Raw genomic sequence first — 21,725 nt, 5'->3', positions numbered from 1 at the left:
CGCACTTCGTTTCATTCCGCCGGGAAATTCAATCCGCGCGGCGCGCCTGCTTGCGCCCGGCTGGCGCGTTTCCCGTGAATTTTGCGTCACACGAACGCCACCGTCACGCTTCCGCAAGGGGGCGGCGACAGCTAGGCTGCCGCCGTCATGCCCGTCCCGTCGCCGATGCCGCCGCTTGCCGCCGCCCCGCCGATGCGCGGTGCCGGGTTGCGCGACCGGCGGCCGACGCGGGGCGACTGGCTGCGCTTCAGCGCCTCGGTCGTCACCGCCCTGGCCCTGGCCGGCGGCGTCGCCCTGCTGGTCGAGCGTGAGCGCGAGCCGCCGGTGCTGGCCGCCCACCGCGCCTTCGCCGCCGGGCTGCGCTCCAGCACCATGCTGCCGGCGACCAGCCTGGCGCGCCTGCCGGACCTCGCCGGCGCCGGGCTGACCCTGGCGCAGAGCCAGCGCGTCGCCGGCGGCATCTATGCCGGATATCGCGGGCCGGGGCGCTGCCGGCTCGGCCTCTGGTCCGGGCCGCGCGACGGGCTGCCGCCGCGGCAGGTGCCGGGGTCGCGGGTGGCGCTGATCTCGCGCGGCGGCGACATGCTGTGGCTGGCCGCCGGCGGCGACGTCGATCCGCGCCGCTTCAGCCGCATGGCCATGGCGCTGCAGCTGGGCGGCTTGCCCGAGGATGCGCTCTGCCCTGAATAATGCGGGCATGACCGTCGTCATCGATTCGCCTGAGGTGCCCGCCTGGGCCCGCGCCGGCATGCTGGAACTGGCCGTGCTCGACCCCGCTTTCGCCGGCATCGAGGCCGCGGCCGGCCCGCTGCCCTGGCGCAGCCGGCCGCAGGGCTTCGGCGGGCTGGCGCGCACGGTGCTGGGCCAGCAGATCAGCAACCAGGCCGCCACCGCCATCTGGAAGCGCTTTTCGGCATTGCCCGGGGCGCTGGAGCCGGAAGGCATGCTGGCGCTGACCAACGAGCAGCTGCGCGCCGCCGGCCTGTCCCGCCCCAAGGTCGCGCATCTGCGCAGCCTGGCCGAGGCCTGCCGCGCCGGGGTGCTGGACTTCGCGGCGCTGCCGGGCATGGCCGATGAGGCCGCCATCGCGCATCTCTCGGCGCAGCGCGGGCTGGGGCCCTGGACGGCGCAGGTGCATCTGATGTTCGCCGAGGACCGGCCGGACATCTTCCCGCAGGGCGACGTGGCGCTGGCGGCCGGGCTGCAGCACCTGAAGTCGCTGCCCGCCCGGCCGACGCCGAAGGAGCTGTCCCGCCTGGCCGAGGCCTGGAGCCCCTGGCGGTCGCTGGCCGCCCGGCTGCTCTGGCATCACTGGCGGCACGCCACCGGGCGGCCGGCGGGGGAAGCGTCCTAGACGTCCCAGCGCTCGCAGAAGGCCGCGATGTCGTCCGACTGGAAGTCCGGCAGGCGCTCCATGATGGTGGCGAAGGGCCAGTCCCACCAGCGGATGCGCAGCAGCCGCCCGGCGATCGCCGGCGGGAAGCGGTCGCGGATCGGGCGGGCGGGGACGCCGCCGACGATGGTGTAGGGCGCCACGTCCCTGGTCACCACGGCGCCGGCGGCCAGCACGGCGCCGTGGCCCACGGTCACGCCGGGCAGCACGGTGACGCCATGGCCGATCCAGACGTCATGGCCGATGACCACGCGGTCGCCGCGGCGGTCGGCGAAGAAGCTGGCGTCGCGGCTCGCGCTGCCATCGTAGTATTCCGGGCAATAGGTGAAGCGGTGCTGCGCGGCGCGGCCGGTCGGGTGGTTGGGCGCGCCGATCCGCACCATGGCGGCGATGGCGCAGAAGCGGCCGATCTCGGCATCCGCCACCATGCAGTGCTGGCCCAGATAGCTGTAGTCGCCGAGCGTGCTGTATTCGATGGCGCTGTGCTCCAGCACCTCGCAGGACTGGCCGATGACGGTCTCGCGCTGGCGGACGGTCGGGTGCAGGAAGGTTTCGGCCAGCTTGGGCAAGGTCGGGTCCTCGGGGCGCGGTGGGGCCGGCGTCATAGCGCTGCACCATGACGCTTCGGCGACAGTGGCGAGAAACATCGGCGACGGAAAGCGCTTGCTTTCCCGCCGTCCCGCGGCATGAGAAGGGGCATGCCAAGCCTTCGCCTGTCGCCGCGCGTCGGCGCGACCTCTGCGCCCCCGATTCCCGCCGCCCGCGGCTGGGCCGCCCGCTATGCCGGGCAGGCCGGGCCGATGCTCGACCTGACCCAGGCGGTGCCGGGCTATCCGCCGCATCCCGGGATGCTGGCGCGGCTGGCCGAGGCCGCCGGCCATCGCGCCGCCGCCGGCTATGGTCCGATCGATGGCGACCTGGCGCTGCGCGAAGCCTTCGCCGCCGATGTCAGCGGCTTCTATGGCGCGGCGGTGTCGCCGGCGCAGGTGGCGATCACCGCCGGCTGCAACCTGGCCTTCACCATGACCATGACGGTGCTGGCCGGCAGCGGCGACGCGGTGCTGCTGCCGACGCCCTGGTACTTCAACCACCGCATGGCGCTGGAGCTGCTGGGCATCGAGGCCCTGCCCTTCGAGACCCGCGCCGAGGACGGCTTCGTGCCCGACGCCGGGCGGCTGGCGGCGGCGATCACCCCGAATGTCCGGGCGGTGGTGCTGGTGACGCCGAACAACCCGACGGGGGCGATCTATCCACCGGCCGTCATCGCCGCCATCGCCGAGACCTGCCGGCAGCGCGGCATCTGGCTGGTGCTGGACGAGACCTATCGCGATTTTCTTCCTGAAAGTGCGACACCACCGCATCCGCTGTTCTCGAATCCCGACTGGGGGGATGGGCTGGTGCAGCTCTATTCCTTCGCCAAGTCCTACTGCATCCCGGGGCACCGGGTGGGGGCGGTGGTCGGCGGCGGCGCCTTCCGGACCGAGCTGATGAAGCTGCTGGACACCATGCAGATCTGCGCGGCGCGGCCGGCCCAGGCGGCGCTGGTCTGGGCGGTGCCGGCGCTGGCCGAATGGCGCCGCGGCAACCGGGCGATCATGGCCGGGCGGGCCGAGGCCTTTCGCGCTGCCTTGGCCGCGGCGCCCGACTGGCAGATCGATGCCTTGGGGACGTATTTTGCGTATCTGCGCATCCCCTCTGACCGGGGCGACGCGCTTGGAGTGGCCGAAGCGCTGGCGGCGGAGCGTGGCTTGCTGACCTTGCCGGGCCCCTTCTTCGGCCCGGGGCAGGATCGCCATCTGCGGCTGGCCTTCGCGAATGCCGAGGTCGAGGCCTTGGCGGCGCTGCCTGGCCGCCTGGGGTGAAAGGCGGCGGTGCCCGGGAGTTCTTCGGCAATCTGATCGGCCTGATCAGGTCGCTGCGGCTGCCGGATCCTTGGTTCCATATATTCTCGGGCGTGATGCTGGTCCTGAGCGGGTGGAGCCTGCTTCGCTGGCTGAGATCGCGCCGCAGCTAGCGCCTTGGCCCGGGTCATTTGTCCTGCCGTCCCACCCTCGGCGGCAGCATCGGCAGAAAAAAGATGGGGGTCTGGGGGAATTCCTTCCCCCAGCCTTTCCTTGCCTTTCTTTCTGTCCGAAGGTCCGCCGGACTGGCGAAAGGTTGGTACGATGCTCCATGGTGTTGGCCGTCGTGGCCTGATGGCGGGTGTTGCGGTCGCGGCTTTGGCGCGGCCGGCGGTGTCGCGGGCGCAGGGTGGCCCCATCCGCATCGGCGAGATCAATTCCTATACCGCCCAGCCGGCCTTCCTCGGCCCTTACCGCAATGGCTGGCTCCTGGCGCAGGAGCAGGTCAACGCCGCGGGCGGCATCGATGGCCGCCCGCTGGAGACCGTCTTCCGCGACGATGCCGGCAAGCCCGAGGATGCCGTGCGCCTGGCGGGCGAGCTGGTCAATGCCGAGGGCGTGGCGCTGCTGGCGGGCGGCTATCTGTCCAATGTCGGCCTGGCGCTGGGTGATTTCGCCCGGCAGAACAAGAAGCTCTATGCCGCCAGCGAGCCGCTGACCGATGCGCTGGTCTGGTCGCGGGGCAACCGCTACACCTTCCGGCTGCGGCCCAGCACCTATATGCAGGCCGCCATGCTGGTCGAGGAGGCGGCGAAGCTGCCCGCCATGCGCTGGGCCACCGTCGCGCCCAACTACGAATACGGCCAGTCGGCGGTGAAGTGGTTCCGCGAGCTGCTGGCGAAGAAGCGCCCCGATGCCACCTTCGTCGGCGAGCAGTTCCCGGCGCTGGGGCGGATCGATGCCGGCGCCACGGTGCAGGCGCTGGAGCGGCTGCGTCCCGAGGGTATCTTCAACGTCACCTTCGGCACCGACCTCCTCAACTTTGTCCGCCAGGGCAACACCCGGGGCCTGTTCGAAGGCCGCACCGTCGCCTCGATGCTGTCGGGCGAGCCGGAATATCTCGAGCCTCTGGGCGAGGAATGCCCGGATGGCTGGATCGTCACCGGCTATCCGCGCGACGACCTGAACAACGAGACGCATGTGAAGCTGCGCGACGCCTATCGGCAGAAATTCGGCGAGCTGCCGCGCTGCGGCTCGATCGTCGGCTACGACAATGTCCAGGCGATCGCCGCGATGCTGCGGAAAGCGCGCAGCACCGAGACCGAGGCGATGGTGGAGGCCTTCCGCGGCATCCGCTTCCCGACCGGCTACGGCACCGGCGAGGTCACCTTCCGCGCCGCCGACCACCAGTCGACGCTGGGCGCCTTCGTCGGGCGCACCAAGCTCGAGGGCAAGCGCGGCAGGATGGTCGACTGGCGCTATGCCGACGGCGCCGACTACCTGCCCGGCGAGGCCGAGGTGCGCGCCTGGCGGCCGCAGGACTGAGGCTTTTGGCCTTCGATTGGCAGGGGCTGGTCGTCCAGGGGCTGAACGGGCTGGCCAGCGCCTCGTCGCTGTTCCTGGTGGCCTCGGGGCTGACGGTGATCTTCGGGGTCAGCCGGATCGTCAATTTCGCCCATGGCAGCCTCTACATGCTGGGCGCGTACCTCGCCTGGACGCTGACGGCGCATGGCCCCTTCGCCGAGCTCGGCGGTTTTTGGGGGTTTTGGGGCGCTATCCTTTCCGCTGCGCTGACCGTGGCGGCGCTGGGCGCGCTGGTCGAGATGCTGGTGCTGCGCCGGCTCTACCAGGCGCCCGAGCTGTTCCAGCTGCTGGCCACCTTCGCCCTGGTGCTGATCGTCCAGGACGTGGCGCTGCTGCTCTGGGGGCCCGACGACAAGTTCGGGCCGCGGGCGCCGCTGCTGCGCGGCGCCACCGAGATCTTCGGCGCGCGCTTTCCGCTCTACGAGCTGTTCCTGATCGCGGTCGGGCCGGTGGTGCTGGGGCTGCTCTGGCTGCTGCTTCACCGCAGCCGCTTCGGCATCCTGCTGCGCGCCGCGACGCATGACCGGGAGATGGTGGCAGCCCTGGGCGTCGACCAGAAGCGGCTCTTCACCGGGGTCTTCGCGCTGGGGGCGGGGCTGGCGGGCCTCGGCGGCGCGCTGCAGATCCCGCGCGAGGCCGTCACCCTGCACATGGACATGGCCGTCATCGTCGAGGCCTTTGTGGTCGTCGTCATCGGGGGCTTGGGCAGCCTCGGCGGTGCTGCGCTGGCGGCGCTGATCATCGGCGAGCTGCATGCCTTCGGCATCCTGGTCTTCCCGCGCATCACCCTGGTGCTGGTCTTCCTGGTGATGGCGGTGGTGCTGGTGCTGCGGCCGCAGGGGCTGCTGGGGCGTGGTGCGGCCACCGCCCCGGTCGCCGCCCCTGCCCCGCCGCTGCCCGGGCCGATGCCGGGGCCGCTGCGATGGGCGGCGATCGCGGCGGCGGTGGCGCTGGTCGGCGTGGCGCCATTTCTCGGCGACTATCCGCTGATCCTGCTGGCGGATTTCTCTGTCCTCGTCCTGTTCGCCGCCAGCCTGCACCTGATCATGGGCCCGGGCGGCATGGCGAGCTTCGGCCACGCCGCCTATTTCGGCGCCGGCGCCTATGCCGCGGCGCTGCTGTTCAAGCACCTCGCCGCGCCGATGGAGGTCGGGCTGATCGCAGCCCCCTTCGCGGCCGGGCTGGTCGGGCTGCTCTTCGGCTGGTTCTGCGTGCGGTTGTCGGGTGTCTATGCCGCCATGCTGACCCTGGCCTTCGCCCAGATCGCCTGGAGCATTTCTTTTCAGTGGGTCGAGGTGACGGGCGGCGACAACGGCATCCTGGGCGTCTGGCCGAGCGGCTGGGCGCGCGGCCGGCTGGTCTTCTTCTACCTGAGCCTGGCGCTGTCGGCGGCCGGCGTCCTGCTGCTGCGCCGGATCATCCGCGCGCCCTTCGGCCTGGCGCTGCGGGCGCAACGCGATTCTCCGCTGCGCGCCGAGGCCATCGGGCTGGACGGCTTTCTTCTCCGCTGGATCGCCTTCGCGGTCAGCGCGGCGCTGGCCGGGCTGGCGGGGGCGCTCTTCGCCTATGGCAAGGGCAGCGTGTTTCCCTCCTTCCTCGGCATCCCCCGCAGCGTCGATGCGCTGCTGATGGTGCTGCTGGGCGGGGTGCAGACGCTGACGGGCCCGATCGTCGGCGCCATCGCCTATGCCGGGCTGCAGGAGCAGCTGGCGCGGCTGACCGATTGCTGGCGGCTGGTGCTGGGCGTGGTGATCCTGGCGCTGGTCCTGTTCTTCCCGCGCGGCCTGGCCGGAGCCTTCCGGCGGCGCGACGCATGACCACGCCCGTGTTGCAGGCCGAGGGGCTGACCAAAACCTGGGGCGGGGTGCGGGCGGTGGATGGCGTCTCCTTCGCCCTGGCCCCCGGCGAGATGCTGGCGCTGATCGGCCCCAACGGCGCCGGGAAAAGCACTCTTTTCAACCTGCTCAACGGCCAGGTGCGCGCGGATGCCGGGCGGGTGCGGCTGGCGGGGGACGATGTCACCGGCCTGCCCCCGCGCAAGCTCTGGCGGCGGGGCGTCGGGCGGACCTTCCAGATCACCGCGACCTTCGCCTCGCTGAGCGTGGCGGAGAATGTGCGGCTGGCCCTGCTGTCGCACCACCGGCGGGTGTTTTCCTTCCTCCGGCCCTCCGGCGATCTCTTCGCCGAGGAAGCGAAGGAACTGCTCGACCGCGTCGGCATGGCGGCCCAACTGCAAAAAGCATGCGGCGTGCTGGCCTATGGCGACCTGAAGCGGGTGGAGCTGGCCATGGCGCTGGCCAACCGCCCGCGCCTGCTGCTGATGGACGAGCCCACCGCCGGCATGGCGCCCGAGGCCCGGCAGGCGCTGATGGCGCAGACCGCCGCCATCGCACAGGCGGAGAAGATCGCCGTGCTCTTCACCGAGCACGACATGGATGTCGTCTTCGGCCATGCCGCACGGGTCATGGTGCTGGACCGCGGCCGCCTGATCGCCGAGGGCGCGCCGGAAGCCGTCCGCGCCGATCCGCGGGTGCGCGAAAGCTATCTGGGGAAGCAGGGCTGATGCTGGCGGTGGACGGCCTGCAGGCGCATTACGGCCGCGCCCATATCCTACACGGGGTCAGCCTGGACGTCGCCGCCGGCGAGGTGGCCTGCCTGCTCGGCCGCAACGGCGCCGGGAAGAGCACCACGATGAAAGCCATCATGCGCCTGCTGCCGCCGACCGGTGGCAGCGTCCGCTTCGAGGGCCGCGACCTGGACGGGCTGGCGCCGCATGCGGTGGCGCGGATCGGCCTCGGCTATGTGCCCGAGGAGCGTCGGATCTTTCCGGATCTGACGGTCGAGGAGAATCTCGAGGTCGGCCGCCGCCCGCCCCGCCCGGGCCAGGCGCCCTGGACGGCAGAGCGCCTCTACGCCCTGTTCCCCAGCCTCGGCGCGATGAAGAAGCGCCCCGGCGGGCGGATGAGCGGCGGCGAGCAGCAGATGCTGGCCATCGCCCGGACGCTGATGGGCAATCCGCGGCTGCTGCTGCTGGACGAGCCCTCGGAAGGCCTGGCCCCGGTGGTGGTCGACCGCCTGGCCGAGGCGCTGCTGGGGCTGAAGGCGGAAGGCCTCGCCATCCTGCTCTCCGAGCAGAATCCCGGCTTCGCCGCCAGCATCGCCGACCGCGCCTATCTGCTGGAGACCGGCCAGATCCGCCATCACGGGCCGATGGCCGCGGTGATGGCGGATGCCGGGCTGCGGGCGCGCTACCTGTCGGTCTGAGGCGCGGCAGCGCCAGGGCGCAGCAGGTCGGCCAGGCCGATCCGCTCCAGCAGCTGGGCGCGCAGCCGGTCGGCCACCGCATTGACCACCTCGGCGCCGTCCTGGGCCGGGTCGACATGGCGGCGGAAGGGGCGCGTCCCGTGCGGCAGGGCAACCAGCGCGGCGATCGCCTCGGCGACGCTCTGCGGATCGGCATCCGCGGGCTCCAGCTTCGCCAGCCCCTCCAGCGCGGCGCGGTCGACCCCGGCATAGGGGCCCTGCCAATAGGCCTCGGCCCGGGCGGCATCCTCCGGCGCCATGGCATGGGCGAAATGCTCCGTGCCGCGGGTGAAGGCGCCGGGGACCAGGATGCTGCTCTCGATGCCGAAGCGGGCGAGCTCCAGCGCATAGCTCTGCGCCAGCGCGTCCATCCCGGCCTTGGCGGCGAAATAGGGCGCCAGGAAGGGCGGCGTGCCGCCCCGCGTGCTGCTGGAACCGACCCACAGAAGAAAACCTTGGCCGGCAGCGCGCATCGCCGGCAGCACGGCGCGGCACAGCCGGTGGGCGCCCACGACATTGACCTCGTAGAGCCGGGCCAGCTGCGCCGGCGAGAAGGCCTCGGCCGGGCCGAAGCCCATATGGCCGGCATTCTGCACCAGCACATCGATGCCGCCCGCCTGGTCCAGCAGCTGGCGCACCGCCGCCTCGACCGAGGCATCGTCGGTGACGTCCAGCGCCACCGGCAGCAGCGCCAGCTTTTCCTCGGCGGCCAGGGCGCGCATCTCGTCCGCCGGCTTGCCGCCATGGGCCGCGAGGTCGCGCATGCTGGCAAACACCCGGTGGCCGTCGCGCGCCAGCCGCCGCGCCGCCATGGCGCCGAAGCCGCTGGAGGCGCCGGTGATCAGGATCCGCTTCGGGGTGGCCATGCTGCCGCCCCCCTCAGACCACGCCGCCATTGGCGCGGATCACCTGGCCGCTGACCCAGCCGCCATCCGGCCCGGCCAGGAAGCTGACCACGCCCGCGATGTCCTGCGGCTGGCCGAGGCGGCCCTGCGGATGGCCGCGCCGGATGCTCTCGACCAGCTCGGCCGGCTTGCCGTCGAGGAACAGCGCCGTCTCCACCGGGCCGGGCGCCACGGCATTCACCGAGATCCGCCGCCCGCCGAGCTCCTTGGCCAGCACATGGGTCATCGCCTCGACCGCCGCCTTGGTGGCGGCATAGACGCCATAGCCCGGCTGCCACAGCCCGACCACGCTGGAGGAGAAGCTGACGATCCGCCCGCCGTCGCGCAGCCGCCGCGCCGCCTCGCGCAGCCCGCGGAAGACGCCGCCCAGATTGACCGCGACCTGCCGCTCGAAATCGGCATCGCCCACCTCGGCGAGCGGCGCCAGCTGCATGATGCCGGCATTGTTCACCAGCACGTCGGCGCCGCCCCAGGCGGCCCCGGCCGCGTCGAACAGCCGCGCCATGCCCCCGGGCGCCGCGATATCGGCCTGCACCGCCCGGGCCGCGCCGCCGCCGGCCTGGATGCGGGCGACCAGCGCCGCGGCCGGGGCCTGGCTGCGGGCGTAGTTGACGATCACCGCCATCCCGTCCTGCGCCAGCCGCTCGGCCAGCGCCGCGCCGATGCCCTGGCCGGCGCCGGTCACGATCGCCACCTTCCTGTCGGTCATGATCATTCTCCATGCTTGGGTGAGCGGAGAATGGCATTGGGGTCGCGCTGAATAATCGACCGGAACTTGCCATCACTTTTCAGGCTTGCTGAATAATGCCGGCATGGACCGCTTCGACCGCATGCGCCTCTTCGCCCGGCTGGTGGAGCGCCGCAGCTTCACCGCCGCCGCCGCCGATCTCGGCCTGCCGCGCTCCACCGCGACGGCGGCGCTGCAGCAGCTGGAGGCCAGCCTCGGCGTGCGGCTGCTGGAACGCTCGACCCGGCATGTCGCGCCGACGCTGGAGGGGCAGGCCTATTACGAGCGCTGCACCGCCATCCTGGCCGAGGTCGAGGAGGCCGAGGACATGCTGCGCGACACCCGGCCGCGCGGGCTGCTGCGGATCGACGCCCATCCCCGCCTGACCCAGAGCTTCCTGCTGCCGGCGCTGCCCGACTTCATGGCGCGGCATCCGCTGATCAGCCTGCAGCTCGGCCAGGGCGACCGGCTGGTCGACCTGCTGCGCGAGGGCGTCGACTGCGCCATCCGCGCCGGCGAGCCGGAGGAATCCGGGCTGATCCGCCGGCCGCTCGGCCAGATCCGCGAGGTGACCGTGGCGAGCCCCGGCTACCTGGCCGCGCAGGGAGCGCCGGAGAGCATCGAGGCGCTGGAAGGCCACCAGATGGTCGGCTTCCTCTCCTCGCGCAGCGGCGAGGTGATGCCGCTGGAATTCACCACCCCCGGCGGCGTCAAGCTGGTCCGGCTGCCCTGCCGGCTGACGGTGAACAATGCCGACAGCCTGGCCGAGCTGGCGCGGCTCGGCTTCGGCCTGGTGCAGGCGCCGCGCTACCGCTTCGCCGAGGATCTCGCGGCCGGCCGGCTGGTCGAGGTGCTGCCCGACCACCCGCCTCTGCCGATGCCGCTCTCCGCCCTATATCCGCAGCGCCGCCTGGTGCCGCCCAGGCTTCGCGTCTTCCTCGACTGGGTGGGCGCGGTGTTCGCCGGGGCGGCGCTGTGAGGGGGCCGCCTCACACGCCGATGGCGAAGACCGCCAGCCGGCCGACGAACCAGCCGCCGCCCATGCCCAGCACCACCGCCAGCATCACCTGCCGGCTGGCGCGGTGCCACCGCTTCCAGGGCAGCGCCGCCAGGGCCAGGCGCGCGGCGTCGCGCGACCGCAGGATCGGGGGAAGCGCGGGCAGGCCAGCTTCGCCCGCCCGCGCCCAGCCGGGACGCCGCCCGTTCCGCGGGGCGATCCGCCAGGAGGGGGGCGCCACAGGGGTGTGCGGCGGGGTCCAGGAGAATGGCGCAGGCGGGGAAAAGGAGGTGCTCGGCATGGGCAAATGGGAACAGAAAAAGAACATAGCCGCAAGCGCAGGCCCGCCACAGCCGCCCCAGAAAAAGAACAAAGCGGGAAACTTTTTGGTGAGGGGTTTCGTAACGACCCCTCCCCGGTTTGCGGTCCTCAGCCGCGCGGCAGGCTGGGCAGGACCGCCTCCATGGCGGCCAGGAAGTGGTCGGCATGCTCGGGGCGGAAGACCAGCGGCGGGCGGATCTTCAGCACGTTCGCATGCGGGCCGGAGGCGCTGATCAGCACCCGCCGCTCGCGCAGCCCATTCACCAGGGCCGCGGCCGCGGCGGTGCCGGGGGCCTTGCTGGCACGGTCGGCAACCAGCTCGACGCCGACCATCAGACCGGCGCCGCGGACATCGCCGATCACCTCGAAGCGCCCGGCCAGGCGGCGGATGCCGTCCATCAGATAGGCGCCGGTGGTCCGCGCGTTCTCGACCAGGCCTTCGCTCTCGATCACCTCGAGCACCGCCTGGCCGACGGCGCAGGAGACGGGGTTGCCGCCGAAGGTGTTGAAATAGCGGGTGCGCTCGCCGAAGCGGGCCAAAATCTCCGGACGCGCCACCATGCCGGCGATCGGATGGCCGTTGCCCATCGGCTTGCCCATGGTGACCATGTCGGGCACCAGACCATGCCGGGAAAAACCCCACATGGCATCGCCGGTGCGGCCGAAGCCGGGCTGCACCTCGTCGGCGATGAACAATCCGCCGGCCTCGCGGATGGCTTCGACGGCGGGGGCCAGGAAGCCGGCCGGGTCGGTGAAGACGCCATCGCTGGTGAAGGCGGTGTCGACCAGCAGCGCCGCGGGGGTGATGCCGGCGGCCTGCATCTCGGCGATGGCCGCGCGGACATCGGCGGCGAAGCGCTCGGCCACGCCCGGGCCGCCGCGATAGCCATCCGGCGCCGGCACCGTGCGGACGTTCTCACCGAGGGTGATGCCGTTGCCGAGCGAAGGCGACATCTCGGAGATGGCGACGGTGACGCCGTGATAGGCGAGCCTGGTCACGATGAAGCCGGTGCCGCCGGTGTAGGACCGCGCGACGCGATAGGCCAGGTCATTGGCCTCGCTGCCGGTGCAGGTGAACATCACGTGGCTGAGCTCGGGCGGGAAATACCCCAGCAGCTTCTCGGCGTAGTCGAGGATGCCCTCGCCCAGGTAGCGGGTGTGGGTGTTCAGCACCGAGGCCTGGCGGGCCAGCGCCGCCACGACATGCGGGTGGCAGTGGCCGACGGAAGCGACGTTGTTGTAGACGTCGAGATAGGGGTTGCCGTCGGGGTCGTAGAGCCAGACCCCCTCGCCGCGCACCAGATGCACCGGATTGGCGTAGAACAGCCGGTAGGCGGGCCCGAGCAGCCGCTCGCGCCGGGCGATCAGGGCGCGCTCGCGCTCCGCCACACCGTTGATGGCGCGCGAATCATAGGCGTTGATCATGGTCATCGGCCGAGTGCCTCCCGCAGATAGGTCCTTGCATCCTCGCGCCTCAGCGCCCCCAGGCGGCGCAGCCCGGACAGGCTGCGGGGGTAGTTGCGCAGGATGTACGCCGCATTCTCCGGCTGCCGCAGGGCGCGCCAGCCGCTGATGATGACCGAGACGGCCGTCCGTGTCGCGATCAGGTCGGCGAGCACCTCGAGCTCCTCCTCCCAGAGCGGGCAGGCGGCGTCGAAGGCAGCGATGATCTGGGCCGGGCCTTCCAGCGGATGGCCTTCCGGCGCCAGGGAATAGGCGGCGGCGGTCGCCAGGTCCTGCACCAGCGGCGCGCGCACCATGTCGCCGAAATCGATGATGCCGGTGATCCGCTGGTCGTCCACCGCATCGGCCAGGATGTTGTGCGGGTTGAAGTCGTTGTGGATGACCTGCGGGCGAAGGCCGGGCAGCAGCGGCAGGGCGTGCCGCTCCAGCCGGTCGAGGATGCCCAGCGCCAGCGCGCGGTCGGCGGGCTCCGGCAGCTGTTCCGCGAAGCCGCGCAGCTGCAGCGCGCGCTGGATGTCCCAGAGCAGCACATGGCTCTCGGCCGGGTGGCGGAAGCCGGACAATGCCCGGTCCAGCCGCGCCAGGCACTGGCCGATGGCGGTGCGCTGGGCGCGGTCCGGCGCGGTCAGGTGCAGCGGCCGGCCGGACAGATAGTCGAGCACCCGCACGCGGCAGGGCGGGCCGGCGTCGGCCGGCTGCCAGACCGCCTCGGCCGCGTCACCCGCCAGCGGAAGGTGCAGCCGCGGCACCGGCAGGGTCGGATCGGCGGCGGCGGCATGCATCAGCGCGCGGCTCTGGAAGTCGGAGACCGCCGGGTCCTCGGCCGCGTTGATCACCCGCATGGCGTATTCGCGCCCGTCGCGGGCGACGAGCAGGAAATTGCGGTCGCGTTCGGCGGTCAGCGGGCGGATGGCGCCGTCCAGGCCGAAGGCGTCGCGGGCGAAGGCCTCGGCCTCCGCCACGGTGATGGCCGGCACCGGGCTGTCCAGCACCGCCCCCAACTGTTCCGTCATGCGTCTGTCCAAGTCATTTTATACAATCTACACCGCGCGACCGGGGCCGGGAAGTCAGCCGCCGACCCGCTGCCCGCCATCGCGCAGCAGGGTGACCAGGGTGCTGCGCGGCGGCACGGCCGGGTCGAAGGCCGGCCAGCGGGTGCCGGGGCGGTCGAAGCTGGCGCCGGGCTCGGCGCCCGGGGTGCGCACCAGGGCGAAGAGCGCCAGCCCGTCGGGCGACATCGCCGCGCCGCCGATGGCGGCCCCCCGCGGCGCGCCATAGAGCGGCAGCGCGAAGCCCCGGCCCGGCCCCTCGGTGTCGCAGCCGAACAGGATGTCGGGCTCCGCGCCGACGCGGCCGTCATGGTCGGTGCCGATCCACAGCCGCCCGGCCGGGTCGACCGCCAGGGTGGACGGCGCCTCCGGCCAGGATCCGGCGCCCGGCCGCTTCTGGCCGCCCAGCAGCAGGATCGAGGCCGAGGCCGTCGCCGCGCCATGGTCGCCGCCGGCGGGGACGATCTCGAGGACCTGCCCGGCATTCGACCCGGCGCGCGGGTTCAGCGCATCGACCTGGTCGGGGCGGCGGGCGGAATTGCCCTTGCAGGCCAGGTAGAGCCGGCCGGAGCGCGGCTCGACCACCAGCCCGGCCGGCAGGTCGAAGGCCGTCGCCGCCGCCTGGCCCGCCGCGGCGATGGGATTGAGGGACGTCCCGGCGCCGGCCGGCAACGCTTCCCAGGCCAGCCCCTGGCGCGTCGCGCGGGCGACGGAGAGCGTGCCGCGGTCCAGCGCATCCCGCTCGGTCGCCGGTCCCGCCGAGACGAAGCGGAACAGGAAGCCGAAGGCGCGGTGGTCGGACAGATAGACCACGGCGCGGCCGTCGCGGGTCAGGGCCGCCGCCACGTCGCCGCGCGGGAAGCGGGCCAGCGCCGTGCGCTTGGCGGGCACCGCGGCCGGGTCGAGGGCGTCGAGCTCGGCCACCCAGCCGAAGCGGGTGCCATCGGCGAAGCGCGGGTCCAGGCGCGACAGGCGGGCGACCCAGGGGGCCGGGTCGTCCTCGGCCAGCAGCAACGTGCCCCAGGGCGTGGCGCAGCCGCCGGACAGGCCCAGCAGCCCCTGGATGGCGGTGCCGACCGCTTCCGCGGCCGGGCCGGTCAGGCGGCACAGCGTGTCGCCGGCCAGCCGCCGCGACTGGAAGCCGCCATCGACAACGACCCAGCGGCCGCCCTGCTTCTCGATGTTCAACAGGGAAGCACCCTGCAGCTGGGCCGAGACCGCCGGCCGGTCGCGCCCGTCGGGATAGACCATGGCCGGGTCGACGGTGGGATGGGCCACGGCCAGCACGCCGCGCGACAGACCGTCGGCGCCGGCGGGCGACAGGATCATGCCGCAGATCCGCCCGTCCCAGCCGAACTGGGTCGAGACCGCCTCGGCGGAGGGCCGGCGCGGGTCCCAGGGGCGGGCGTCGTAGGTGACGCGGTCGCCCCAGCGCACCAGCACCTCGCGGCGATAGCCGGGGGCCAGGCTGTCATCCAGCTTCACCGGGAAGCGAAGCGGCGGCATGTCCAGGCTGACCACCTGGGCCGCCGCGGCGCGCATCAGCAAGGGCAGGCCGGCGACGCCCGCCAGCAGGGCGCGGCGGCGGGTCACGACAGCGCCAAGGCCATGGGAGAGTCCGCGACCGGGCGCGGCGCGTCATGCACGGTCACCGGCGGCAGCGCCTCGGCAAAGGCCTCGATCTCGACCAGGCAGGATTGCGCGGCGCTGCCCTGGCCGAGGCGCGAAGTGCCGTAGTCATGCGTCAGCACATTCGGATTGCCGTGCACGTCGAGACGTCCCGGGCGCTGCTCCGGGTCCCACCAGGCGCCGGTGGCCATGGCGACGACGCCGCGGCGGATGCCGTCGGTCACCTGCAGCCCGGCCAGGCAGGCGCCGCGGTCGTTGAAGACGCGGATGATGGCGCCGTCCGCCAGGCCGCGGGCCGCGGCATCGGCCGGGTTCATCAGCAGCGGCTCGCGGCCCTGGATCTTGCTGGCGGCGGCGACGCGGCCGGTGTCGAGCTGGCCGTGCAGCCGGGTCGCCGGCTGGTAGGACAGCAGGTGCAGCGGGAAGCGCGCGGCGAGCTCGGCGCCGAGGAACTCGATCGGCGGCTGCCAGCGCGGATGGCCGCCGATCTCTTCGTAGCCGAAGCCGGCGATGGTGTCCGAGAACAGCTCGACCTTGCCCGAGGGCGTGTTCAGCGGATGGTTGGCCGGGTCGCGGGCAAAGTCCTCGAACAGGACAAAGTCCTGCTCGGGCGGCGGCACCTCGACATGGCCGGTCTCCCAGAATTCCTCGAAGCCGGGCGGCGCAAAATCGAAGTGGCGGCAGGCATTGCGCCAGCGCTCATACAGGTGGCGCAGCCAGGCGCCCTCGTCGCGCTGCTCGGTGAAGCGGTCGCGGAAGCCCAGATGCTCGGCCATGTCGGCCAGCATGTCGTGGTCGTGCCGCGCCTGGCCGACCGGCGCCACCGCCTGGTGCATGGCGCGGACGAAGCGGTCGCGCGAGGAGGAGGCGATGTCGTTGCGCTCCAGCGTCGTCGTCGCCGGCAGGACGATGTCGGCATGGCGCGCCGCGGCGGTCCACCACGGCTCCTGCACGATGATGGTCTCGGCCCGGTTCCAGGCGCGCAGCAGCCGGTTGAGGTCCTGGTGGTGGTGGAAGGGATTGCCGCCGGCCCACCAGATGATGCGGATATCCGGCAGGGTGATGTCGCGGCCGTTGTATTGCAGGATCTCGCCCGGGCGCTCCAGCAGCTCGGTGACGCGCGCGACCGGGATCGACAGGCCGCCGGCATTGCGGCTGGCCGGCATGGAGACGGAGGGGATCTCGCGCCGCGGCGTGCCCATGCCGTTCATCGAGCCATAGCCGAAGGTGACACCCTGCCCCGGCTTGCCGATGCCGCCCAGCGCCGCGGCCAGCGCGACCAGCGCCCACCAGGGCTGCTCGCCATGCTCGGCGCGCTGGATCGACCAGGTGGCGGTCAGCATGGTCGGCAGCCGCGCCGCCTCGAAGGCCAGGGCGCGGATTTTTTCCAGCGGCACCTCGGTGATGGCCGAAGCCCAAGCGGCGGTCTTCGGCTGGCCGTCCGCCTCGCCCATCACGTAAGGCCGCAGCCTGTCCCAGCCGGTGCAATGCGTGGCCAGGAAGCCGCGATCCTCCAGCCCTTCTTCCACCAGGGTGTGGATCATCGCCAGGATCAGCGCGGTGTCGGTGTTGGGCCGGATCGGCACCCATTCGGCGTCCAGGAAGTCCGGCGCATCGCCGCGGAAGGGCGAGATATTGACGAAGCGGACGCCCGCCTCGGCGATCTGCTTCAGCCAGGGGACATATTCATGCGCCCCCGCCCCGCCGGCGGTGACCAGCGCGTTCTTCAGCGGCAGGCCGCCGATGCAGAGCATCAGCCGCGTGTGCTTCAGGATGCTGGACCAGTCGGTCACCGGCCCCTGGATGACGTCGTTGGTGCCGAGGACATGCGGCATCAGCGTCATGCCGGCGCCGTAGGAATAGTTGGTCACCTGGGTGGTGTAGCCGCCGCCCAGGCCCAGGAAGCGCTGCAGCTGGCTCTTGGCGTGATGGAAGCGCCCCGCGGAGCTCCAGCCATAGGAGCCGCCCATGATCGAGGTGTGGCCGGATTCTGCCCGCACCTGCGCGCTGGCCTCAGCCGCGAAGCGGATGGCGCGATCCCAGGACACCGGAACAAAGTCGCGGTCGCCGCGCTCGGCGCCGCGGCGCTCGCCGCGCAGCCAGCCGGCGCGGATATAGGGCTGGTCGATGCGCGCCCTGGAATAGAGCGCGTCGGGCACCGCGCCGAGCAGCGCGCCGGGATTGGGGTCGCGCGCGAAGGGGCGGATGCCGGTGACGCGGCCGTCCTCGACCACGGCGTCGTAGCTGCCCCAATGCGCGGCATGCGGCTTGATGACGGCCATGGTGCGACACTCCTTCAACCCCGGCGGCGGCGGAGAATGCGCCGCGACGGCGGCGGAAGAAAGATGCGGCAGCGCGAAAGCGATGGGAAAAGCCGTGTTCCAGCCCGGTCGGCTGGAGCCCTGCCCCGCGGCAAGCGCGTCGGGCGGAGGGGGGCCGGACCGGCGGGCGAGAGGCCCGGTCCGGTCCGGAGCAGTCTGGCGTCGGGAGACGCCTTAGCGGGCGGCGTCGCGCGCCATGTTCTGGATGGCGCCGGCCAGGTGCTCGGCATGGGCGCGGGCCGGCGCCGGGGCCTCGGCGACCTCCTCGAAGCCATTCGCCGCGGCGGTGCGCACCGAGCCGACGGCGCGGTTGTGGATGAAGCCGTTGGTCGGATAGGCGCGGCCGTAATTGGCGTCGCTATAGCCGACCTGGACGCGGACCGAGGTCCAGTCGTTGTTCTCGGAGGCGTCGATCACCGAGACGCCGCGCATCACGGTGCCCTTGCGGATCCCCGGGCCTTCCCAGTTGGCGTGGTCGATCAGCACCTCGCGCGGGCCAAGCACGCGGGAGACCACGGCCACATGGCCCGAGCGCATGCCGCCCGAGGAGCGGAAGCTGAGCACCGAGCCGCGCTCCGGGCGCTGGCTGCGGGCATAGACGCCGGCGGCATTGGCCCACCAGGCATAAGCATTGCCGCTGATCTCCATGCCGGTGACCGAGCGGGCATAGGGAACGCAGGAGATGCCGGCGAAGCTCTGCGCCGGGATACCGGCGCGGCGGGCGACCTGCTGCGGCTTGGCGGTGGTCGGCTTGGCGCTGCGGCTGGCCGCCGCGGCATGCTGGGTCGAGGCGGCCCGCGGCTGCTGCTTCACCGTCTCCCGGGCGTTCCGACTGGTCGCGGCATCGGCCGAATGACCCGTGCAGAACGCACCCAACAGGACGGCGAATGCCACCGCTGTGCTCTTGCCTCGCATGAAACCCCCAACAACTGCCCCCATCACGACTTGCGTCGCGATGACCCTGGGCTACCAACTCGGCGCGAGGCCGGGCAACTGCTGGGTATGTTACAGCTCGAAATGCGGCGTGATTCGCGAATTCACCTGCTGTGAACCGCGCCTTAATGAGAAGTAAATCCTACGAAGCGGCTCAACCGCATGTGAAGCCACACTGTTGCGACAAATCCGCAACAGGGTCTGCAAGTGCTTCAATCCGTTAACAAAAACGGCGCCTCAAGGTTGCCCCCGAGACGCCGATTCGTCGCTGGCCAAGCCAGGAGCTCCTTCAGGAACCCCTGGAAAAACCAATCAGCGGCAGGCGGTGATCATGATCTCAACCAGATGGCGCGGGTCGGCCATGTTCGCCTGGACGCAGGCGCGGACCGGGGCGCCGCCTTCCGGCAGCCAGGCCGACCACAGCTTGTTCATCGCGTCGCGGTCGCGAATGTCCTTCAGCCAGATCTGCGCCTGCAGCAGGCGGGTCTTGTCGGTGCCATGACCCTCGAGGGCGGCATCGATCTTGGCCAGGACCTGCTTGGTCTGGCCCAGCACGTCCTGGGACAGGTCGTCGGCGGTCATGCCCGCCAGGAAGACGAAACCATGATACTCGACAGCGCCGGAAAGAACCGCGTTGCTGTCATGACGGGTGATCTTGCTCATCGTCGCGCTCCCTGCGGTGAAGCCGCCGGCGCAACGCCAGCGACACGAGACCCGCCGCTTCTAAGGCTGGGCCTGCCACGCGGCAAGGTGGGGGGCAGCGGGAAAAGACAAGGTGAAGTCAGCGACGATGGAAGCGGAGAGGCAGGCCAGGGAATGAATTCCCCTGGACCCCTTCGTTTTCCTGTCCATGCTGCCGCTGCCCAAACTCCGGGTGGGAGGCCGTACCCGGCGGCTGCGCAGGCTGCGCACATTATGAAAGGAGGCCCGCCGTGACGCCCTGGCGATGCGCAGGTCCTGCCACGGCCGGTGACCAGAAAAAAGATGGGGGTTTGGGGGAATTCATTCCCCCAACCTTTTCAAGGAACCGCGTGGCTCCCCCCCGAGGCCGCCGAGACGATCATCGTCTCGAAGACCGACACCCCGTGGATCGCCTGGTCCAGCGGCAGCGGGTAGGTCGCCCCCCCGGCGACGGCGCTGGCGAAGGCTTCCAGCTCGGCGCGCTCGATATCCACCTTGGGGAAGTCGCGCACCACCGTCTCGCCCTCGCGCGGGCGGTAGACGAGGTGCTCGTGGTCGGTGAGCTCCGCCCAGCCTTCGCTGCCATAGAGCGCCACGCGCCAGCAGCGCGGCGCATAGGCCAGCGTCGCGAAGGTGCCGGTGGCGCCGCAGGCGAAGCGGCACAGCATGGCGGTGGTGTCGTCTAGGCCGTTGGTCAGCACGCGGGCGGTGCTGGTCACCGCGACCTCGGCGATCGGGCCGGCCAGGTTCACCATCATGTCGATCATGTGGATGCCCATGCCGCCCATGCCGCCGAGCGGGCTTTCCGAGCGGTCGGCACGCCACATGCCCGGCTTGTAGGCCGCGGCACCCGGGCCGCTGAAATGGCCCTCGACATGCAGCAGCGTGCCGATGCGGCCATCGGCCAGCATGGCCTTCAGCTCGGCCACGGCGGGCAGGAAGCGGCGGTTGTGGCCGAGCGCCAGCACCACGCCGGCCTTGCGGCAGGCCTCGACGGCCGCGGCGGCGCTGGCCTTGTCGAGGGTGAAGGGCTTCTCCACGAAGACATGCTTGCCGGCGGCGGCGGCGGCCTCGACCTGGGCGGCGTGCAGCTTGTGCGGCGTCGCCAGCACGACGGCCTGCACCTCGGGGTCGGCCAGCGCCGCCTCGTAGCTGTCATGCAGGCGGATGCCCTGGCCAGCGGCCCAGTCGCGCGCCTTGTCCGGGGTGCCGGTGCTGCCGGCGACGAAGCGGATCCCTGCCTCGTTTCTTCCCTGGACGCTGTCCACCAGGGTGCGACCCCAGCGACCCATGCCGATGATGGCGGCCTGCAGGCTCATCTGTTCTCTCCGTCGTCAGGCGGGCCTTCCAGCACCGCTTCGATCCTGTGCTGCCGGGCATAGCCCCAGGCATAGATGGCCAGCGCCAGGGCGCAGAAGGCGAGCGTCGGCCAGCGCAGGCCGAAGACCTCGCCCGAGGCGCCCAGCAGCAGCGCCCCCAGCGCCGGGCAGGCCCGGGTGATCATCCCCCACAGCGCCAGCACCCGGCCGCGCATGGCCGGATCGGCCGCCGTCTGCGCCAGCTGCTGCACCGAGATGCCGTGCAGCGAGGCGCTGGCGCCGATCAGCGCGGCGCAGACCAGCCCGACCGGGAACCAGCCGGTGGCGACGAAGCCGATGGTGGCGACCGCCTGCAGCATGCCGGCGCGGATGGCGATGCGGGTGGCCCCCGCGGTGCGGCCGCGCGCGGCGAGCCAGAAGCCGGCGACCAGGGCGCCGATGCCGAAGCAGGCGGTCAACAAGGCCAGCGATTCGGCGCCGCGGCCGAAATTGCGCTCGACGAAGGGCGGCAGCAGCTCCTGCACGCAGCGCAGCATGACGCCGATGCTGGCGGCATAGGCCAGCAGCGGCCCGAGGCCGGGGTGGCGGGCGACGTAGAGAAAACCCTCGCGCACCTCACCGATGAAGCTGGCGGTGGCCGGATGGCCGCGGCGATGCGCCGGGTCGACGCGCAGCATCGGCATGGTCAGCACGGCGCTGCCATAGGCCAGCGCGTTGCAGGCGATGGCCGGCGCCACGCCGAAGACCGCGATCACCGGGCCGGCCAGCGCCGGGCCGATGAAGCGGGCGACGTTGAAGACCAGCGAGTTGCAGGCGACGGCGGCGGGCAGGTCGGCGCGCGGCACGATGCCCGACATCAGCGTCTGCCGCGCCGGCTGGGCGAAGCTGGCCGCCGTACCGCTGCAGAGCTCGAGCGCCACCAGCAGGCCGATCGAAATGTTGTCGGTGGCGACCAGCGTGGCGACCGCCGCCGCCTCGATCCCGATCACCGCCTGGGAGATGGTGGCGAGCTTCAGCCGGTCGAGCCGGTCGGCGACCGCGCCGGCGATCGGGCTGATCACCGCGGCGGGGGCCAGGTCGCTGAAGGCGACCAGCCCGACCCACAACGCGCTGCGGGTCATCTCCCAGGCCAGCCAGGCGACCGCGATGCGGTGCATCCAGAGGCCGGTCCAGGAGGTCAGGCTGGCGCCGAAGAAGATCCGCGCATTCCGGGTCGCCAGCGCGCGGGACAGCGCGCCGAAGGGCGACCGGAACAGCG

The 21,725-nt window shown here is 71.9% G+C and carries 20 protein-coding genes; 8 read left to right on the top strand and 12 right to left on the bottom strand.

Annotated features, from left to right (window positions below; genetic code table 11):
* The first annotated feature begins 147 nt into the window (after positions 1-147).
* Together BKE38_RS03150 and BKE38_RS03145 are read left to right on the top strand one after the other, a co-directional pair.
* A complete protein-coding gene (locus BKE38_RS03150; RefSeq protein ID WP_076955912.1) occupies positions 148-690 on the top strand; it encodes a hypothetical protein in 543 nt (180 codons plus the stop codon).
* Between the two features lie 7 nt (positions 691-697).
* Positions 698-1,354: a DNA-3-methyladenine glycosylase family protein gene (locus BKE38_RS03145; RefSeq protein WP_076955911.1), complete on the top strand. Its 657-nt coding sequence runs from the start codon at positions 698-700 to the stop codon at positions 1,352-1,354.
* Here BKE38_RS03145 and BKE38_RS03140 read toward each other — a convergent pair.
* Positions 1,351-1,998: a DapH/DapD/GlmU-related protein gene (locus tag BKE38_RS03140; protein WP_076955910.1), complete on the bottom strand. Its 648-nt coding sequence runs from the start codon at positions 1,996-1,998 to the stop codon at positions 1,351-1,353. The two genes, BKE38_RS03145 and BKE38_RS03140, sit on opposite strands and share 4 nt — an antisense overlap.
* A gap of 93 nt (positions 1,999-2,091) precedes the next feature.
* On the opposite strand from BKE38_RS03140, the gene BKE38_RS03135 reads away from it, so the two are divergent.
* From BKE38_RS03135 to BKE38_RS03115, 5 genes are all read left to right on the top strand, one after another.
* Complete coding sequence (locus BKE38_RS03135) at positions 2,092-3,255, top strand: aminotransferase (protein WP_076955909.1); 1,164 nt, start codon at positions 2,092-2,094, stop codon at positions 3,253-3,255.
* Between the two features lie 303 nt (positions 3,256-3,558).
* Positions 3,559-4,779 carry an ABC transporter substrate-binding protein gene (locus BKE38_RS03130; RefSeq protein WP_076955908.1) on the top strand — a complete coding sequence of 407 codons (1,221 nt, stop codon included), beginning with the start codon at positions 3,559-3,561 and terminating at the stop codon, positions 4,777-4,779.
* 5 nt (positions 4,780-4,784) lie between these two features.
* Entirely contained in the window at positions 4,785-6,635 is a 1,851-nt protein-coding gene (locus BKE38_RS03125) for an ABC transporter permease (protein WP_083747262.1), read from the top strand.
* Positions 6,632-7,381 carry an ABC transporter ATP-binding protein gene (locus BKE38_RS03120; protein WP_076955907.1) on the top strand — a complete coding sequence of 250 codons (750 nt, stop codon included), beginning with the start codon at positions 6,632-6,634 and terminating at the stop codon, positions 7,379-7,381. The genes BKE38_RS03125 and BKE38_RS03120 overlap by 4 nt, the downstream gene beginning before the upstream one ends.
* The gene (locus BKE38_RS03115; RefSeq protein ID WP_076955906.1) at positions 7,381-8,082 is read left to right on the top strand and encodes an ABC transporter ATP-binding protein; all 702 of its coding nucleotides are present in this window, start codon (positions 7,381-7,383) and stop codon (positions 8,080-8,082) included. The genes BKE38_RS03120 and BKE38_RS03115 overlap by 1 nt, the downstream gene beginning before the upstream one ends.
* Here BKE38_RS03115 and BKE38_RS03110 read toward each other — a convergent pair.
* Both BKE38_RS03110 and BKE38_RS03105 read right to left on the bottom strand, forming a co-directional pair.
* Positions 8,067-8,987 (bottom strand): SDR family oxidoreductase, encoded by a 921-nt coding sequence (locus tag BKE38_RS03110; protein WP_076955905.1) that lies wholly within the window; start codon positions 8,985-8,987, stop codon positions 8,067-8,069. The genes BKE38_RS03115 and BKE38_RS03110 overlap by 16 nt on opposite strands.
* A gap of 13 nt (positions 8,988-9,000) precedes the next feature.
* Positions 9,001-9,735, bottom strand: coding sequence for an SDR family oxidoreductase (locus BKE38_RS03105; RefSeq protein WP_106409118.1), 735 nt, complete (start codon positions 9,733-9,735; stop codon positions 9,001-9,003).
* A 103-nt stretch (positions 9,736-9,838) separates the two neighbouring features.
* Between BKE38_RS03105 and BKE38_RS03100 the strand changes: the two genes are divergently transcribed.
* A complete protein-coding gene (locus tag BKE38_RS03100; protein ID WP_076955925.1) occupies positions 9,839-10,732 on the top strand; it encodes a LysR family transcriptional regulator in 894 nt (297 codons plus the stop codon).
* A 10-nt stretch (positions 10,733-10,742) separates the two neighbouring features.
* On the opposite strand, the gene BKE38_RS03095 is transcribed toward BKE38_RS03100, so the two are convergent.
* The 9 genes from BKE38_RS03095 to BKE38_RS03055 all read right to left on the bottom strand — a co-directional run bounded on the left by BKE38_RS03095 (position 10,743) and on the right by BKE38_RS03055 (position 21,723).
* The gene (locus BKE38_RS03095; RefSeq protein WP_076955903.1) at positions 10,743-10,991 is read right to left on the bottom strand and encodes a hypothetical protein; all 249 of its coding nucleotides are present in this window, start codon (positions 10,989-10,991) and stop codon (positions 10,743-10,745) included.
* 188 nt (positions 10,992-11,179) lie between these two features.
* Positions 11,180-12,496, bottom strand: a complete 1,317-nt coding sequence (locus tag BKE38_RS03090; RefSeq protein ID WP_420014291.1) for an aspartate aminotransferase family protein — start codon at positions 12,494-12,496, stop codon at positions 11,180-11,182.
* Between the two features lie 2 nt (positions 12,497-12,498).
* Complete coding sequence (locus BKE38_RS03085; RefSeq protein ID WP_076955901.1) at positions 12,499-13,548, bottom strand: phosphotransferase; 1,050 nt, start codon at positions 13,546-13,548, stop codon at positions 12,499-12,501.
* Positions 13,549-13,602: 54 nt separating this feature from the next.
* Positions 13,603-15,177 (bottom strand): PhoX family protein, encoded by a 1,575-nt coding sequence (locus tag BKE38_RS03080; protein ID WP_076955900.1) that lies wholly within the window; start codon positions 15,175-15,177, stop codon positions 13,603-13,605.
* Positions 15,174-17,495 (bottom strand): molybdopterin-dependent oxidoreductase, encoded by a 2,322-nt coding sequence (locus BKE38_RS03075; protein WP_076955899.1) that lies wholly within the window; start codon positions 17,493-17,495, stop codon positions 15,174-15,176. The genes BKE38_RS03080 and BKE38_RS03075 overlap by 4 nt, the downstream gene beginning before the upstream one ends.
* 213 nt (positions 17,496-17,708) lie before the next feature.
* Entirely contained in the window at positions 17,709-18,428 is a 720-nt protein-coding gene (locus BKE38_RS03070) for a CHAP domain-containing protein (RefSeq protein ID WP_242662154.1), read from the bottom strand.
* Between the two features lie 351 nt (positions 18,429-18,779).
* Complete coding sequence (locus tag BKE38_RS03065; protein WP_076955897.1) at positions 18,780-19,130, bottom strand: RidA family protein; 351 nt, start codon at positions 19,128-19,130, stop codon at positions 18,780-18,782.
* 356 nt (positions 19,131-19,486) lie between these two features.
* A complete protein-coding gene (locus BKE38_RS03060) occupies positions 19,487-20,467 on the bottom strand; it encodes a Gfo/Idh/MocA family protein (protein ID WP_076955896.1) in 981 nt (326 codons plus the stop codon).
* Entirely contained in the window at positions 20,464-21,723 is a 1,260-nt protein-coding gene (locus BKE38_RS03055; protein ID WP_278247600.1) for an MFS transporter, read from the bottom strand. The genes BKE38_RS03060 and BKE38_RS03055 overlap by 4 nt, the downstream gene beginning before the upstream one ends.
* Positions 21,724-21,725 lie beyond the last annotated feature (2 nt).

It is taken from the genome of Teichococcus deserti (assembly GCF_001982615.1).
GTDB classification, from domain to species: domain Bacteria; phylum Pseudomonadota; class Alphaproteobacteria; order Acetobacterales; family Acetobacteraceae; genus Pseudoroseomonas; species Pseudoroseomonas deserti.
This window is presented reverse-complemented; position numbering and strand designations above follow the sequence as displayed.

Coding starts and splice junctions, on each gene's coding strand:
- BKE38_RS03150 (WP_076955912.1), top strand. CDS start 148: ATGCCCGTCCCGTCGCCGATGCCGCCGCTTGCCGCCGCCCCGCCGATG.
- BKE38_RS03145 (WP_076955911.1), top strand. CDS start 698: ATGACCGTCGTCATCGATTCGCCTGAGGTGCCCGCCTGGGCCCGCGCC.
- BKE38_RS03140 (WP_076955910.1), bottom strand. CDS start 1,998: ATGACGCCGGCCCCACCGCGCCCCGAGGACCCGACCTTGCCCAAGCTG.
- BKE38_RS03135 (WP_076955909.1), top strand. CDS start 2,092: ATGCCAAGCCTTCGCCTGTCGCCGCGCGTCGGCGCGACCTCTGCGCCC.
- BKE38_RS03130 (WP_076955908.1), top strand. CDS start 3,559: ATGCTCCATGGTGTTGGCCGTCGTGGCCTGATGGCGGGTGTTGCGGTC.
- BKE38_RS03120 (WP_076955907.1), top strand. CDS start 6,632: ATGACCACGCCCGTGTTGCAGGCCGAGGGGCTGACCAAAACCTGGGGC.
- BKE38_RS03115 (WP_076955906.1), top strand. CDS start 7,381: ATGCTGGCGGTGGACGGCCTGCAGGCGCATTACGGCCGCGCCCATATC.
- BKE38_RS03110 (WP_076955905.1), bottom strand. CDS start 8,987: ATGGCCACCCCGAAGCGGATCCTGATCACCGGCGCCTCCAGCGGCTTC.
- BKE38_RS03105 (WP_106409118.1), bottom strand. CDS start 9,735: ATGACCGACAGGAAGGTGGCGATCGTGACCGGCGCCGGCCAGGGCATC.
- BKE38_RS03100 (WP_076955925.1), top strand. CDS start 9,839: ATGGACCGCTTCGACCGCATGCGCCTCTTCGCCCGGCTGGTGGAGCGC.
- BKE38_RS03090 (WP_420014291.1), bottom strand. CDS start 12,496: ATGATCAACGCCTATGATTCGCGCGCCATCAACGGTGTGGCGGAGCGC.
- BKE38_RS03085 (WP_076955901.1), bottom strand. CDS start 13,548: ATGACGGAACAGTTGGGGGCGGTGCTGGACAGCCCGGTGCCGGCCATC.
- BKE38_RS03075 (WP_076955899.1), bottom strand. CDS start 17,495: ATGGCCGTCATCAAGCCGCATGCCGCGCATTGGGGCAGCTACGACGCC.
- BKE38_RS03065 (WP_076955897.1), bottom strand. CDS start 19,130: ATGAGCAAGATCACCCGTCATGACAGCAACGCGGTTCTTTCCGGCGCT.
- BKE38_RS03060 (WP_076955896.1), bottom strand. CDS start 20,467: ATGAGCCTGCAGGCCGCCATCATCGGCATGGGTCGCTGGGGTCGCACC.